The 15,716-nt window shown below is 60.5% G+C and carries 14 protein-coding genes; 3 read left to right on the top strand and 11 right to left on the bottom strand.

Annotated elements, in window-relative coordinates; all coding sequences use genetic code 11:
* Window positions 1–2 precede the first annotated feature (2 nt).
* The 8 genes from AAAX73_RS04930 to AAAX73_RS04895 form a co-directional block, all read right to left on the bottom strand.
* Window positions 3–929, bottom strand: a complete 927-nt coding sequence (locus AAAX73_RS04930) for a transporter substrate-binding domain-containing protein (protein WP_349125214.1) — start codon at window positions 927–929, stop codon at window positions 3–5.
* Window positions 930–1,192: 263 nt separating this feature from the next.
* Window positions 1,193–2,086, bottom strand: coding sequence for an aldose 1-epimerase family protein (locus AAAX73_RS04925; protein ID WP_349125213.1), 894 nt, complete (start codon window positions 2,084–2,086; stop codon window positions 1,193–1,195).
* 79 nt (window positions 2,087–2,165) lie between these two features.
* The gene (locus tag AAAX73_RS04920; protein ID WP_349125212.1) at window positions 2,166–3,035 is read right to left on the bottom strand and encodes a hypothetical protein; all 870 of its coding nucleotides are present in this window, start codon (window positions 3,033–3,035) and stop codon (window positions 2,166–2,168) included.
* A gap of 229 nt (window positions 3,036–3,264) precedes the next feature.
* Window positions 3,265–4,134, bottom strand: a complete 870-nt coding sequence (locus AAAX73_RS04915) for a MerR family transcriptional regulator (protein ID WP_349125211.1) — start codon at window positions 4,132–4,134, stop codon at window positions 3,265–3,267.
* A gap of 80 nt (window positions 4,135–4,214) precedes the next feature.
* Window positions 4,215–4,793 (bottom strand): UbiX family flavin prenyltransferase, encoded by a 579-nt coding sequence (locus AAAX73_RS04910; RefSeq protein WP_055286312.1) that lies wholly within the window; start codon window positions 4,791–4,793, stop codon window positions 4,215–4,217.
* A 33-nt stretch (window positions 4,794–4,826) separates the two neighbouring features.
* A complete protein-coding gene (locus AAAX73_RS04905; RefSeq protein WP_055286310.1) occupies window positions 4,827–6,314 on the bottom strand; it encodes a UbiD family decarboxylase in 1,488 nt (495 codons plus the stop codon).
* 142 nt (window positions 6,315–6,456) lie between these two features.
* Window positions 6,457–7,914 carry an SLC13 family permease gene (locus tag AAAX73_RS04900; protein ID WP_070100742.1) on the bottom strand — a complete coding sequence of 486 codons (1,458 nt, stop codon included), beginning with the start codon at window positions 7,912–7,914 and terminating at the stop codon, window positions 6,457–6,459.
* Window positions 7,915–8,155: 241 nt separating this feature from the next.
* Window positions 8,156–9,103, bottom strand: coding sequence for an NUDIX domain-containing protein (locus AAAX73_RS04895; RefSeq protein WP_055286308.1), 948 nt, complete (start codon window positions 9,101–9,103; stop codon window positions 8,156–8,158).
* A gap of 152 nt (window positions 9,104–9,255) precedes the next feature.
* Here AAAX73_RS04895 and AAAX73_RS04890 point away from each other — a divergent pair, with 152 nt between their 5' ends.
* The 3 genes from AAAX73_RS04890 to AAAX73_RS04880 all read left to right on the top strand — a co-directional run bounded on the left by AAAX73_RS04890 (window position 9,256) and on the right by AAAX73_RS04880 (window position 12,563).
* Window positions 9,256–10,518: an MFS transporter gene (locus AAAX73_RS04890; RefSeq protein ID WP_349125210.1), complete on the top strand. Its 1,263-nt coding sequence runs from the start codon at window positions 9,256–9,258 to the stop codon at window positions 10,516–10,518.
* Between the two features lie 194 nt (window positions 10,519–10,712).
* Window positions 10,713–12,083 carry an ATP-binding protein gene (locus AAAX73_RS04885; RefSeq protein WP_329739061.1) on the top strand — a complete coding sequence of 457 codons (1,371 nt, stop codon included), beginning with the start codon at window positions 10,713–10,715 and terminating at the stop codon, window positions 12,081–12,083.
* A 33-nt stretch (window positions 12,084–12,116) separates the two neighbouring features.
* A complete protein-coding gene (locus AAAX73_RS04880) occupies window positions 12,117–12,563 on the top strand; it encodes a low molecular weight protein-tyrosine-phosphatase (RefSeq protein ID WP_118081657.1) in 447 nt (148 codons plus the stop codon).
* 46 nt (window positions 12,564–12,609) lie between these two features.
* Here the strand turns inward: AAAX73_RS04880 and AAAX73_RS04875 are convergent, their stop codons facing one another.
* The 3 genes from AAAX73_RS04875 to AAAX73_RS04865 form a co-directional block, all read right to left on the bottom strand.
* Entirely contained in the window at window positions 12,610–13,983 is a 1,374-nt protein-coding gene (locus tag AAAX73_RS04875) for an ATP-binding protein (RefSeq protein ID WP_349125209.1), read from the bottom strand.
* Between the two features lie 268 nt (window positions 13,984–14,251).
* The gene (locus tag AAAX73_RS04870) at window positions 14,252–14,581 is read right to left on the bottom strand and encodes a TIGR04076 family protein (RefSeq protein ID WP_349125208.1); all 330 of its coding nucleotides are present in this window, start codon (window positions 14,579–14,581) and stop codon (window positions 14,252–14,254) included.
* Complete coding sequence (locus tag AAAX73_RS04865; protein WP_349125207.1) at window positions 14,574–15,398, bottom strand: PfkB family carbohydrate kinase; 825 nt, start codon at window positions 15,396–15,398, stop codon at window positions 14,574–14,576. Before AAAX73_RS04865 ends, AAAX73_RS04870 begins: the two co-directional genes overlap by 8 nt.
* Window positions 15,399–15,716: the final 318 nt, after the last annotated feature.

Raw genomic sequence — 15,716 nt, 5'->3', positions numbered from 1 at the left:
CCCTATGCCGGCTGACGGTCGAGGCACGCGTCCCACATTTGGTCGCGCTCCTCCTGGCTGACACCCTTGAGTGTCTTGTCGATGAGCTTAAGCAGCTTGTCCGAGCCCTTGCGGCAGCCGACGTTTGCCGCGACCTCCTGCTTAAAGCCCTCGCCCTCGGCAAAATGAATGGGGACAATGCCCGGGTTTTGGGCCATATAGCCCTTCTCGTTCTCGGTGTTGTAGGTCACGGCGTCGCACGTGCCCTGCAGCAGATTCGAGAACACCGTGGGGACCGAATCGACCGGGTTTTTGTGCACAACGCCCGGGATCTCGTCGATGACGGTATCAAGCATGGTGTCCTTTTGGCCGAGGACCGTGGCGCCGCTAAAGTCGCTGAGCTTTGTCGCATTTTGGTAGGGCGAGCCCTCTTTTACGAACAGGCCAAAGTAACCGATAAAGTACGGGTCGGAGAAGCCGACCGACTCCTCACGCTCGGGCGTGGCGCTCATACCGGCGATGATGAGGTCGATCTGACCGTTGTTGAGCGAATCGATGAGGCCCGAGAAGCTCTGCTTGACGGCAACGGGCTCGCCACCGAGGGCCTTGCAGACGATCTTGGCGATCTGCACGTCGTAGCCATCGGCATAGGCGCCCTGCACGTTGTCGATGGGGATAGTGTACTCACTGGCTTCGGAAACCTGCCAGTTGTACGGGGCGTAGGCCGCCTCCATGCCAATGCGGATCTTGTCCTTGCCGATCACGGAATCGGACAGGTCGTCGCGACCGCCGCCCGTCGTGGGCTGAACCACCTTGAGCGTGGACGGACGCTGACAGCCGGCGAGCGCGCCGGCGACGACGGAAGCGCTCGCAGCGAGAGCGCTACCCAAGAAGATGCGACGGCTGCACACCGGCTGCGGATGCGCGTCGCGCTGATGGGGAGAATGCATAATCTGCCTTCCCTGTTGAATCGTATGCTGACGACTTAACAGGATATACGCCAGCGACCAGCAGTGCAGCACAAGCTCGAAAAATTAATAGACACATGGTAGTCATTGGGGACGTCGATGTTTTGGCAATGCCGGCGAGCGACGTCCAGAGCGAACAAGTGGCATGAAAAAGACAAGGCATGACCAGAAGGTCTATGCCTTGCCTTTTGAATGACAAATTATCGCTCTGGACGGCACGCAGCATCGACCGAGCGGCGGAACCTCTAGAGCAAGGTGACGCTAAAGCTGCGTTTATCGGTAGCGCCGGGGGCCAAGGTGATGGTGTTGACCTTGTGCTCAAAGACGTCGTCCTCGGTGGACATGGTGGTGTGACCGGTCCAAGGCTCGAGCGCCACAAACGGAGCGTCGTTGGCGGCAGACCACACGCCGATGTACTTAAAGCCCTCAAAGTCGATCTTGACGCCGTGGCCCGACTTGCGACCGCGCAGCGTGAGCGTGGAGCCCGGGGTATCGGTGAACATGATGGCGTCGTTATCGAAGCTGCGGTGCGTGATGGGCAGCACGTCCGAGTTATCGGGCGCCCTGTAGCTGCCTTCGAACGTCATGAGGCCATCGGGCGTGATGATGGGGGCCTCGTTGGTCCAAGCCTCGGTAAATGCCAGCTCGTAATCCTCGAACGTCTCGTCCTCGGCACCGGGGGCGGGCACGTTAAATGCAGGGTGGCCGCCCACCGAGAACGGCAGGTCCACGTCGCCGGTGTTGGTGACGGCAAAGGTCTGGGTAAGCGTGGCGTCGCCGGTTAGGGCATAGGTCATGTTGAGCTTAAAGTGGAAGGGGAAAGCCTTGAGCGACTCGGGCGTGTCGGTGATCTCGTAGGTGACGGACGAGCCGTCCTCGGAGACCTCGACCAGCTTGTGCTCGACGATGCGCGCGAGGCCGTGGCGCGGCATCTCGCAGGTGCCAGCCGCAGATGTTGCCGTGTTGTTGCGCAGTGAGCCCACGATGGGGAACAGAATGGGCGCGTGCTTGCCCCAAAAGACCGGGTCGCCCTGCCACAGATACTCGTTGCCGTTGAGGGCAAGGCTCGTGAGCTGGGCACCCATGGAATCGATGGCCGCGGTGAGGCCGCCGCGCTTGATGGTAGTGACGGTGGACATGCTACTTCCTCCAAAAATAAACAACAGTATCGAGGGCTATTGTCCCACTCTTGGCGGCGGGGTTGAGCGTCAGGCGCAGTTATTGAGCAATAGCGTAAAGGTCAAACCCGCCCTGCGGCGTGCTATCGACCGTATCGGGCGCCCGTGAATTAAAACTCACCGGAACCATGCGCTTTGAGGCGCGGTAACGCGTGCCGTCGGTGGCGACGGGCGGCTCATCAACCGTGAGCTCGTAGTCGCCGGGCTTGAGCTCGATACCGTCACCTTCGGAATTGACGTATTGATACTCGTCGATTGCTTGTCCCCTGAGCGTGCGGCCCACGATATGGACGAGCATTTGGCTATCGCCGCGCGCGGTATCCCACGTCGCGCCGTCCTTAACCTCGACCGACACATGCACCGAGCGCGTGCGGCTGAGCGATTGCTCGACGGACATCTCGACCTTGGCGGCGTCTTTGCGCTGTTGCTCCACGTGGCTCCAGACATTTCCGATCGCCGAGCAAGCGATGACGCCGGCCATAAAGGCGATGAGAATGGGGCCGAGCGGAGAGCGACGGCCCGCGTCTTCCTCGCGAGCCAGGTTGGGGCGATGGGTGGGGGCGGGCGCCTGGGCACCCTGCGCGGGCACGTCGAGTATGCTGAAGGATGCCGTGCTGCCGGGGTCGATGTTATGGCGCGGCTGCGGGGTCTTGGCCGGCGAGATGGACATGTCCGCCGGCTCACCGAGTGTGGCCGTGGCATCGGCCTTAGCCTCATCGGCCTCAGCTTGGGCCCAAGCCTGCTCAAAGGTCAGGGGCTCGGCGGCATCGGAGGCGGCTTCAGGCTCGACAGCGGTATCGTTGCCGGTCTCGTCCTCGTCGCTCGACACGTCACACGGAGCGGGCTCGTCCCACTCTTCGTCCGGAGCCTCGCCCTCGCTATACCACCATTCAAAGTTATCGATATCCATACGGGGCGCCCCTTAAGCCTCGCAAATAAACACTTGCTAGCCTTATACCCCCATATGACACGCCCGCTCGCACGGAATGTGACAAAGGGACTGCCCCTTTGTCACACGGCCAGACGTGAAAACTTATAAACTTGCAGATTTTGCAAGTTTATAAGAAATGAGCGACCCTCCTCCGCTTCAAAACAAGCTTGCGATGCTATTCGGATGTGACAAAGGGACTGTCCCTTTGTCACATCTGGAGGGCGACGGGGATTTGGATGCAGCAGAAGTCCTCTTGGTGGGACTCGTCATAGCTCGTGGTATCGAGGTAGCAAAAGTCGAAGGCGTTGCCAACGGGCTGGAGCGCGTGCTCGTCCATGCAGGCCACAATGGCGCGGATGCCTTCGGGCTCGTACGGCATGCCCCAGCGGCTCATGCACAGGTATGTGCCCTCGGGCAGCACTTCGATGCCGATCTCTGCCAGCTCGGCAGCGTCGCTCGGCAGCAGCTCCTCGGCACCGCGCGGCAGCACGGCAAAGGAGCCGGCGCCGGCAATAGGGTCGTCGGAATGCAGCGCCTCGCGACGCAGCATGGCACCCCAGCCGCGCATGGGGCGCGTGCCCGTCAACGTACGCATGCGCAGGATGGCCCGCATGAGCGTGGGGTGAAGCATCGAGCGGCCGCGCCCGATATCGCACGGAAACTCCTCAAAGACCACGAAGCGGCGCTCGAACTGCTTGAGCTCCGGTTTGCCCTCGCGCTCGCGCCAATAAACCGCCTCGTCGTAAAAACTCAGCCGCTCCTGCACGCTCGCGCGCTCGGATTTGAGGCCGGCAATCTGCTTGTCGAGCGCCTGCACCCGCGAGCGCAGGTGATCGGTCATCTCGCCAATGTCGAACGTCGAGGTCAGACGGTCGATCTCGTCGAGCTCGAGCCCCAGGTCACGCAGCATGCAGATCAGCCGCATGAGCGGGATCTGCGTGGGCGAATAGAAACGGTAGCCTTTTTCGTTAACCACGGCGGGCTTAAACAGGCCGATCTTGTCGTAGTAGATGAGCGTTTGGCGCGAAACGTTAAACAAGCTCGCCATCTCGCTGATCGCATACATGCCCGTCTGCATAGATCCTCCCGACACACCAAAGCCCGCCGCCCACAGGGGCAGCGGGCTCAAACACTACTCGTATCCTACCCTAAAGATGCCTATGACCAGCGCTTATAGTTGGCGCACGACACGCCGACGGCCTCGAGTGCCTTGGCGGCGATGTGATGCACCGCCTCATCGAGCGTGGCGGGGCCGTTGTAAAACGTGAGCATGGGCGGCATGAGCATGACGCCCGGCACGCGCGCCAGGCGTGCCATGTTGTCGACATGGATCGCACTGAAGGGCGTCTCGCGCACCATAAGCACCAGGCGGCGCTGCTCTTTCATCTGCACATCGGCCGCACGCAGCAACAGGTTTTCGCTGTAGCCGCTCGCGATGCCGGCGAGCGTCTTCATGGAGCAGGGAGCCACGATCATGCCGTCGACCGGATAGGTGCCGCTTGCGATGGCAGCGCCAATGTTCTTGTTGTCGTAGACCACATCGGCATAGCACGCAAACTCGTCGAGCGTCATGCCGAGCTCCTGCTCGATGGTGATCTCTCCCCCGCGCGTGACGACAAGCGCCGACTCAGCGCCGGCCTGGCGCAGGCATTTGAGGCATTCAAGGCCCAGTGCCGCACCGCTGGCGCCAGACACGCCAACGACAATGCGACGGGGACGAACAGAAGACTCAGGCATGACAACTCCTTAACTACTTGGTAGGGCTACTTACTAGAAGGCGAGCTCGGCGGCCCACTTCTCTTCATCGATCTCCATGAACTGCGAGCGGATGAAGTTCTTCTTGAGGTTAAACGGAACCGTGCAGTCGAAGATGGCCTTGCAGGCGATACCGTGCTCGCGGATCGAAGGATCGAACGCGGGGTCGTTGGACGGATCGAGCACGTGGCAGTGGCAACCGGGGATGGTGATGAGGTCCACGTCGGCCTGGAAGCGTGTGGTCATGGCCCACATCACGTCGCTCATATCGAAGATGTCGACATCCTCGTCGACAAGGATGACGTGCTTGAGCTCGGAGAACGCCGAGAAGGCGAGCATGGCGGCGTTGCGCTGACGGCCCTCGTCATTTTTGCTCGACTTCTTGAACTGCATGATGGCAACGAACTTGCCGCCACCGCAGGGAGCGGCGTGAACGTTGAGCAGGCGGCCCGGGATAGCGGTCTCGACCATCTTGTAGATGGAGGCCTCGGTGGGGATACCGGCCATGGACACGTGCTCGTGCGAAGGGCCGATGCAGCTCTCCATAATGGGGTTGACGCGCGTGGTGACGGCGGTGATCTTGATCACCGGGCAGACCTTGGCGCCACCGGTGTAGCCGGGGAACTCGGGCATGGCGTAGCCGTGGCCGTTGACATCCTCGTTGATGGTCTCGTCGTGCATGAGGTAGCCCTCGAGCACGTACTCGGCATTGGCAATGCACTTCTGCGGAACGGTGACGCAGTCGGCAAGCTCGACGGCGCGGCCGCGCAGGGCGCCGGCGATCTGCAGCTCGTTGAAGCCGAGCGGCGTGGTGGGAGCCTCGAAGCCGCAGCACATGTACACGGCGGGGTCCAGGCCGATGGAGATGGAGATGGGCATATCCTCGCCGCGCTGGCAGTACTCGTCAAAGAACGCACCCAGGTGACGGCTGCCCGGGGTGATCCACATGGCGAGCTTGTCCTTGTCGACGCAGGAGAAGCGGTGGATGGTTACGTCGGACTGGGTGCCATCGGGGCTCGTGCCATAGGCGAGGCCCATGGTGATGTAGGGGCCGCCGTCAACGGGCGTGTTGGTGGGAGCGGGAACGATCTTGCGCAGGTCAAAGCCCTCGTCGGTCGCCTTGTACACGACCTCCTGGCAGTCGACGTGCTTGCCCTCGGCGATCTGCTCGGGGGCGATCAGGTTCTCGAAGCGCTTGCCGATCTCGAGGCCCAGGTGCTCCTCGTCCAGGTCGAGCAGGGCGGCAACGCGCTTGCGGCTGGCAAGCATACCGATGCAGACCTTGGCGTCGTCAAAGCCCTTGACGTTGTTGAAGACCATCGCCGGACCCTCTTTGGTCGGGCGCATGACGGTGCCGCCAGCACCGACGTGACGGTAGACGCCCGAGACCTCGGCATCGGGATCGACCTGGGTGTCGGTCTCGAGCAGCTGGCCCGGCATCTCACGCAAAAAGTCGAGCGCGGAACGCAGGTCGTGGATCTGGGAAGCATCGGTAGTGGACATGGCGTACTCCTTTCGGGAGAGTGTCCGGCGACGGGGTGCCGCCGGACGGGGTAACGTAATGGGGCCGCGGCGCTCACAAATGGAGCGCTCGACCACTCGAAGTTCAAGCGCTTGGCTGCTTACAGCCGGGGCGCTCGACCGCTTACATCAGGCCAAAGAGGTGGAACCAGGCGGCCTCGACCAGCACGACGACAAAGACGACCGCGGTGAGGGGGATGCCCATGCGCATAGCCTCTTTGGAGGTGTAGCCGCCGGCGTCCTTGCCTTCGCCGATAAGGATCGGCAGGTTATGGAACGGCAGGATGTAGTGGATGTTGATGGACGTGAAGACGATGAGCGCCACGGCGAGTGGGCTCACGCTGGAGCCGGCGGCAAAGCTGATAAATGCCGGCACGCACACGCCGAGCACGGCCATGACCGAGCCCATGAACATGTGGATGATCATGGAAAGCGCGGCGACGAGCAGGGCGAACAGGAAGATGTTCTCAGGCACGGAGCTGGGGAGCACGACGTCGGCGATCCAGGCGTTCATGCCGGTGGCACCGCCCACGGAGCCCACGGCCATGGCGGCCGTCAGGAACATGAGGGACTTGATGTCGACAGCGTTCCAGCTGGCGGGAGTGAGGACTTCGCCGATGATGGGCATGGCGAGAGCAACGCCAATGGCCAGGGTGACCCAGCCGATATAGTCGCCCGAGACGGTGAGCCACAGCGCGATGGCGATGACAAGCCACACGATGGTGCGGATCTCCTTGACGGAGAGCTTGCCGAGCGCGGCCTGCTTGGCCACGATCTGCTCGCGATCGTAGACGAGCTCCTTGCTGGGCTTAAAGAGGAAAAGGCCCAGGAACAGGGTGCACAGCAGCGCAACCAGCATAGGCACGCTCATGTACAGGAACCAGTCGACGAAGGACGGGCTCATGCCGCCGGCCTCGGCACTGTACTGCGCAACGAGCGGGTTAAGCGTGGAGTCGCCCGTCAGGAAGAACATGGAGCCCGGGGCGGCAGCGGCAAACACGAGGAAGCCGAGCTTGCCCTTGTCGTCGTCACCGTAGCCGGCGGACTCGGCGATGACCGAGACGACGGCGAGGATGAGGAAGGCGCGGGGGAACGGATGCGGGATCAGCAGCGACAGCACAAAGGTGAGCGCGAAGATCGAGATGATGAGCGACTTGGCGTCGCGCACGAACTTGAGCATGAACGCGTAGGCGATGCGCTCGCCCAGGCCCGACTCCTTGACCGCGCTGGCGATGAGGTAGGCGCCGATGACGAGCCACATGGTGGCCTTGGTCCACGAGCTAAACGTGGAGGCGACCGTCGCCGAGATGCTCGCGGCGCCCGTGTCGTCCACGCACACCTTGAACAGGACGAGCAGTGCGCAGTAGAGCAGGCCCACAAAGCCCGGCTGTGCCACGCCGCATGCCCAGAACACCACCGTGGCGAGCGTCAGTGCCAGACAGGTCTGACCGCCGACCGTGAGCTCGACCGTCGAGCTCAGCTCCGCCAAAGGAAGAAACTTCACCAGCAAAAAGACAACGATACCCAGCACAAAGCCAATTTCGCGCTTGGTGATCTTAAACGCCTTCTTTTCCGCTTCCATCTCCCCACCTTTCTTGTTGGGGGCGCTCCGAATTCGCAGCCATGTTGCCGCTTAAAAAGGGGCGCCCGTTATCGGACACCCCTTACGTTGCGCTGTGTTGCGGCAATACAGTCAAGCGGATTTTTTGGATGAGAAGCGATTCCCTAGACAAAAACCGTCACAACATTCGACGCTTTTCCTCGTTTTCGAGATTTTCGCCGAATGTTGTGACGGTTTGGATGTGGCAAAGGGACTGTCTTTTTTACATAGCGAGGGCCGTGCGGATGAATGGGTCGCCGAGGGCCTCGCGGAGCCAGGGGGCCAGCTGCTCGGGGTGACCCTGCAGGTAGCCTTTGAGCTCGGACGGAGCCACGCGACGCACTTCCGAGATCTCCTCTTGGTTGATATGCAGCTCGCCCGGCTCAACATGGGCAAGGTAGACCTCGCACCATTCGCACTCGCAGCGACCGTCGCCGTGGTCCTCGCGGTACACCACGTGTCCGAGGTGCTTGAGCTGATCGGGCTCGCGCGTAATGCCGAGCTCTTCGTTGATGCGGCGCGCCGTGGCGGCCGCGACGTCTTCCCCGGGGAGCGGATGGCCGGCGCAGCTATCGGCCAGCACCCCGCCCCACAGGCGCTTGAGCGGACTGCGGCGACAGAGCAGCAGGCGCGCGTCTTCGCCCCGGCCCTCGACCAAAAGCGTCAGAAATGCCTGATGCAGGATGCCCTCACCAGCATGGGCCTCGATGCGGTCGACGGGGCCAAGCGCCTCGCCGGTCGCAGCATCGACCGCCACGACCTCGGCGCCCGCACCGCCCTCATCCCAGCCGGCGCGCAGAATGCGGGCTGCGGCTTCCTCGAGCGCGGCGATGAGCTCCTTGGTGGTGTCGAGCACGCGCTGCAGGTCGTCACCGCTCGCTTGTTCAACATGAAAACCCGTGCTTGCAACTACCGGCACGCCAAAGCGCGTGGCCAGCGCCGCCGCGATATCGTGCGCCGGGATCTCGTCTCGATGGCACGGAACGGCCAGGATGCTCACCGTTGCCGTACGGCCGGGCTCGGGGCGCGGAATGGCCTGCGCCGTGGCGCCCAGGTGCGCAAACTCCGGCGAGCAGGCGTACACCGCCATGCCTCGCGGCGTCACCGTCAGCTGGGCCTCGAGCGCAAACTTGCCCTCGCCCACTGCAACCTTTGTCGTGTGCATACCCATGGGATCTCCTGCCGCCCGCGATGTACCTGAGACCATCTTCGCCTGTATTGCGACTATACAGGCAAGCCCTCCATGTGACAAAGGGACTGCCCCTTTGTCACATTCTGTTAGAGTTGCAGGGATTGAATCCCGCTTATTCATGCGACATTGGAGTGACAACCTTGACCGCCGCAACCACGCCTAAAAGTAAGCCAACCGCCGCCGCGCTCTCCCCCGCGCGCACCAAGCTCTGCCTGGCGCTGCTCGTGCTGTTGGGATTCTCGCTCGGCTGCTCCGAGTTCGTGGTCATCGGCATCGAAAGCGACTTGGCAACGGAACTCGGCATATCACTTGCCACTGCGGGCCAGCTCATCAGCGTGTTTGCGCTCGTCTACGCTATCGCGACGCCGGTGCTCGCGCTCAGCACGGGGCGATTCCGCCGCTACCAGCTGCTCGTGTGCTATAGCGTCGTCTTTGTGCTCGGCAACCTGGTCATGGCGTTGGCTCCCAACTTCCAGGTGCTGTTTATCTCACGCATTGTCCTGGGCTCTGTCTCGGGTGCGCTGCTCGCCGTGGGCGTGACGTACATCCCTGAGCTGCTATCCCCGCAGCAAACCTCACTTGCCATCTCGGTCGTGTACGGCGCGTTTTCCGTGGCGATGGTCTTTGTGACCTCGATTGGCAAGTTTGTGGCCGACACACTCGATTGGCACGTGGCCATGTACGGCACGCCGACCTTTGCCGTTTTAATCTGTAGCGCGCTCGTGGCGTTTATGCCTCGCGCCGGGCAGACCGATGAGCCCGCCACCTTCCGCGAGCAGGCGGGGCTACTACGCGAGCCGAGTATCATCACCGGCATGCTCATCTTCTTGTTTGGCGTGGGCTCGGTCTACGTATTCTACGGCTACGTGACGCCTTATCTGGAGCAGGTGCTGGGCATGGATACCGTTCAGGCGAGCACCACACTTATGGCCTATGGCGTGTTCTGCCTGATCTCGAACATCCTGGGCGGATGGATCGATGCGCGTTTTGGCATGAAGGCGCTGCTGGTTACGTTTGTGCTGCAGGCGGCGGCACTGCTCGGGCTGTTTGCCGTGGGCGCCGCCATGCCGCTCGCGCTGGTCTTTGTCTTTAGCCTGGCGATGCTCATGTACCTGTTCTCGGTCTCATGCATCACGCACTTTATGGACGTGGCACGCAGCCGCCATCCCAAGTCGATGGTACTCGCAAGTTCGGTTGAGCCCATGGCGTTTAACGTCGGCATCTCGTTTGGCACCGCAGTGGGCGGCGCCGTGGTAAGCAGCGTTGGCATTGCGTACGTGGGCGCAGTGGGCGCCGCGTTCTCGCTTGTGGCCTGGGCCCTCACGCTGGTGACGATTAAGCTGGCTCGCTGGGAGCGCCGTCGTCAATCAGCACGGCCCTCAATACGGGCATAGGGGCAAACATAGCCCAAGGTGGCGAGTAACCGGTGAAAACCGCCCAATATGAGTATGTTTATCCGCCTGGAAGCTTCAGCAGTGCAATTTCGTGTATTTGAGATACACGCTTTTCTATTATTTCGTGTATTTCAAGTACATGAAATCGTACTAAACTATGTATCTGAAGTACACGAAATTGGAAAGGCGGCCCCATGCGCAGATCAATCGAGTCCGTTATCGAATCATGGGCGACAAAGGACGCCTCACGCCCCCTCCTCATCCGTGGTGCGCGACGCGTAGGCAAAACGTACGCTGCCGAGGAAATCGGCAGGCGAATCGCCGGCGATGCGTTTGTCAAACTCGACTTTCAGACCGATCTTGAGCTGATCGCTCCGCTGTTCGATTGTCCCACCGACGACGTTGACACCATCGTGGCGCGGATTTCAGACTATAAACGCGCCCCCATTCGCAAAGAAACCACCTTCATCCTGTTTGACGAGGTGCAGCTCTGCGAACGGGCGCTCAACTCGCTTCGCTTTTTTTCGGGTTCGGGCTGGCGCATATGCGCGACCGGCAGTCAGCTCGGCGTCGCCACGCGCAAACGTAAGCTGCCTTTTCCCAGCGGCGTTCGTCAAGAGACCATGCATCCTATGTCGTTCGAGGAGTTTCTCTGGGCGCTCGATGAGGAGCAGATGGCCGATGCCATTCGTACCCACGCCGGCACGCTCGAGACCTACGCCGCGCACCAAGCCGCGCTCAGCCTGTTTCATCGATACCAGATCGTGGGCGGCATGCCCGCCGCCGTCAACGCATATCGCAAGACGTTATCCATCGAGGATGCGCGCGTCGAGCAGCGCGAAATCAACGAGACCTATACCGCCGATATGACCGACCCCGAAAACGGGATCAGCGGCGTGGCGGCACGCAAGGTCTGGCGCTCCATTCCGTCCCAGCTGCTGAGATCGTCCACAAAAAAATTCAAGTACTCCGAGGTCGAACGCGGAGGCCGTCGCGCCAAGCTTATCGAGCCGCTCGACTGGCTCGAAGGCGCCGGTATCATATCGGTCAACAACCTGACCGAAGGCATCGAGCCTCCCCTCGTTCCCTTCGACGACGAAGATGGAAGTTTCTTTAAGGTCTATCTTCTCGATACCGGCCTCATGTTCTACAAACTCGGCATCAACCCGAGGCTCTGGCTCGACCTCAAAGAAGATTCCGCCATAGCGCTATCTTCCGACTTCCGAGGCGCCCTGGCGGAAAACTCGGTCATGCAAGCATTTTCGGGTAACAGCTTGCAGACGTATTACTGGGTGCCGCCGTCGTCTTGGAAGACGACCGGCGAGCTCGATTTTCTACTTCAGACCGACCGTATGGAAATCGTGCCCGTCGAGGTAAAGTCCGCACGCAACGTGCGCGCGAGAACCCTCGGGTCGTTCATGGACAAAGCCCGATCGCCATATGCCTACATTTTGTCCGAGAACAATTTTTTCCGCAGCGAAACCGATGACGGGCGCGAGCTACGCCACCTCCCCTTGTACGCAGCGGGCTTTATTGGAGCAAACTGCCTCAAGAGCAGTCTGTAAGCCCTGCACGACCGCCTAGAAAGGAAACCGCTCATGCAACGCATACTGTTTATCTGCCATGGCAACATCTGTCGCTCGACGATGGCTGAGTCGGTGTTTACCGAGCTGGTGCGGCGCGCCGGGCGCGCGGGCGAGTTTGTCATTGACTCCGCTGCGACCTCGACCGAGGAGATCGGCAACCCGCCACACCACGGTACCGTTGCCAAGCTGCGCGAGGTCGGGATTCCCGTCGTCGCACATCGTGCACGTCAGGTGCGTCGCGCGGAGTATGGCGACTGGGACCACATTGTCTATATGGACGACGAGAACGCGCGTGGCCTGCGTCGCATCTTTGGCGACGACCCCGACGGCAAGATTACGCGCATGCTCGATTGGACCGAGCGCCCCGGCGACGTGGCCGACCCCTGGTACACCGGCAATTTCGATGCCACCTACCGCGACGTACTCGACGGCTGCACCGCTATGCTCGAGCAGCTGTAGGCAATCGAGGTCGCGGGCCACGCCTTTGTCGCATCGGGGACTGTCCCTAGACCGGCTTGACCTCCAGCTTTATCCCCTCGGCACAGGAGTCACCCAAAACATCCGAAAGGGCCCAGGTCGCATATAGCGGCAAATAAAGAACAGCTCCGCTGCGTTCAACGTTGCCTCTCGAGAAAACAATCCCGAGCCTTACGCCATATTCGGTCGTATCAAGCACATGACCGAGCGCGGCGTGCGCGTGGTAATAGGAACCCGATTTAACCTCGATCGGAACAGCCGTTCCATCCGGTCCGTCGACCACAAAGTCCACTTCGCCGCGCTTCTTTGTCTGATAGTAGTAAAGCTGGCGATTTTGGGCAGTCAGCTGCTGGGCCACCACGTTTTCGTAAATACCGCCCAGATTGGGTTCCTTGCTATCAAGATACGCCGCCTGGGCGACGCCAACGGGGTAGCGCGCCATCAACATGCCCGTATCCGATTGGTATAGCTTGAACTGCGATGGCCGTGCCGTCTTGAGCAGGGGCGATTTTGGCTCGGTTACGATATCGGCCTTGAGAGCAACGCCGGCATCGACGAGCCAGACAAAATCTCGCTGGTACTTGTCGTAATGCGCCTTGGGGTCAATGGAATTGAGCACGAAGCGTTTGTTTTCGCCCTCGAGCATAATAGGGAGCTGATCGTAAATGCTCTGCACCTGAAGGGCTCGCCCGCTTGCATACTTGGAGATATCCCGCCGGTACTGTTCGTTGAGCTCTGACTGTAGCTGACGAACAGAGGCAAGGTCGCCCCGCGTGTCAAGAAAGCGCTGCACGACCTCCGGCATTCCGCCGACAACGGTATAGGTCCTGAAGTTTGCCATCATCGCGTCATGAATGTAATCAGGAATGGGCTTCTCGCTGATACACGCGTCGCGTATCGTTTGGCGAGCTCCCTCGCTCACCCCGATCGCCCAGCAAAACTCCTCAAAATCGAGCGGGAACATCCTAAGCTCGTGAACATATCCCACGGGATAGGACCTAACGCCCTTGAACTGGGTCCCGAGCATTGACCCCGAAAACGCCCAGCGGCACCTCCCGTCCTCAACAAGGAACTTTGCCATCGTCATGATGTCGGGGGCCTCTTGGACCTCATCGATAAACACGAGCGTTTTGCCCGGTGCTATCGGCTTTCCCGAGAGAAGCGTCACCCTGCTGATGAAATCGTCGGCATCCCGTGCCTCGAGAAGAGCATCTTTTGCCTGGCGATTTTCCGCGAGATTGAGCTCGATATAGGTTGCGTAGTTTGACTTACCGAACTCGCGAATCGAGTAGCTCTTACCGATTTGGCGAGAACCCGTGACGAACAACGCCTTTCGTTCAATGGATCTCTGCCAACAATCAAGCTCATCAGCGATTTTCCTGCGCAACATAAGCTCTCCCATCGCCTCGATAAATGAAATGCAGATATTTATATCGACTATTATCGATGAAATGCAGAGATTTTTAGTACCGAAATTGGATGAAATGCAGAAATTTGAGCTTACTCGCGCACAGAACAACGACGCGTGCGCCTAAGCATGGGCATAAGTGAGGTCGGAATTCTCGCATACAAATCGAGCGAGGACTATCTCCCACTTTGAGTGCGAAATTGCGCCCAAAACGGGAGATAATCCACGCTCGATATTTCGACGGGAGAAAATCCTCGCTCGGTTACTCGTCGACGATCTCGGCAAGCCAGACGTTCAACGTGTCGACCTCGGGACAGCAGAACTTTGCCGTGCCGGGCTCGTTGCCAGGCACGGTTCCGCCATAGCGCAGGATATCGATATAGGGAAAGCCCACGTGACATGCCATGGAACACATCTTGCCGCGGTCGCGGTCGAAGTCGAAGACGTCACCCGGCTTGTGCCCGTGATGGCAGCGGCATGTGCCCAGCTGGTCCACGCAGCTCACGCGGATACGCGGACGCTTGCCACGCGGCACGCCGAGCGGCCTGTTCTCGCCCGCAGGCTTGACGCCGTCCTCGCCAGCATTACTCATGGTCAATCACATCCAGGCAGGCCTCGATGGGAAGGCCAGCCGACTTGTCCTCTTGGTCGGCATTGCGCTCGATAAGCTCAGCCACCACACGCATGGCATCGGACGTCGCGCGCTGCAGACTCCAGCCTGTCATAACGCGGCCGACGAGCACCGCCGAGAACGTGTCACCCGTGCCCGGGAAATAGACCGGAATCAGGTCAAAGGGAATCGTGAAGTACTCCCCCGCCACATAGTCGTAACCGATAACCGCGTTCGTGCCATTGACCACGGCGCTCGTAATGACCACCGATTTGGCACCCAGCTCGCGCACGGCGTCCACAAGGGCGCGGGCCTCATCGGGCGTGATCTGCTCTGCAATAGGCGTATCAGTGAGCAGACAGGCCTCGGTGTAGTTGGGCACCGCGTAGTCTGCGCACTCCAGCAGGTGCCGCATAAGGCCAATCGTGGACTCGGGCACGCCCGCATAGAGCTTGCCGTTGTCGCCCATGATGGGGTCGACGAACACCTTGGTGCCCTTTTGCGCGCGGCGGTGGCAAAAGTCCGAGATGATACGCGTCTCTTCCTCGGTCACGATAAAGCCGGTCGAGATGGCGTCGAACTCAAAGCCGAGCTCCTCCCAGATGGCAAGACTCTGACGCACGTACTCCGTGGTGTCGTGGATGTAGAACTTGGGGTAGTTGAGCGTGTCGGAAACGAGCGCCGTCGGCAGGTTATGGATACGGTAGCCCATGTGCGACAGCACCGGCAGCATGGCGGAAAGCGCGACCTTGCCGTAACCGCACATATCGTTAATCAGCAGCAGCTGAGTGTTCTTCATGAGGGTCTCCCTTGTTTCGGGCACAGCGCAGCAGCGCCACAGTGCGACTAAGTGTAGCGCAGGAGGCGTTGTGGGCGGAGGCGAGCGGTACGAAGGGCAAATTGTTGCGGAAAGGTTTCGGAAATGGGGGCTGTTTGCTCCATAGCGGCCTAGTTGATGCTACTCATATAGCGCCATTTCAAAACTATGCCTATTTACTACGTTTAACCGCCCGCCTCCAACCACAACGAATTTCTCTCCAACAAAACCGCCGGTAGATAGCTTGCGTTTTTTCAGAAACAGCTGTTGTGGTCAGCGATGCTGGATTCATCGTAGTAA

Source organism: Collinsella sp. CLA-ER-H9, assembly GCF_040092295.1.
GTDB lineage: Bacteria > Actinomycetota > Coriobacteriia > Coriobacteriales > Coriobacteriaceae > Collinsella.
The sequence above is the reverse complement of the archived record's forward strand: the minus strand, read 5'-3'. Positions and strand labels throughout refer to the sequence as shown.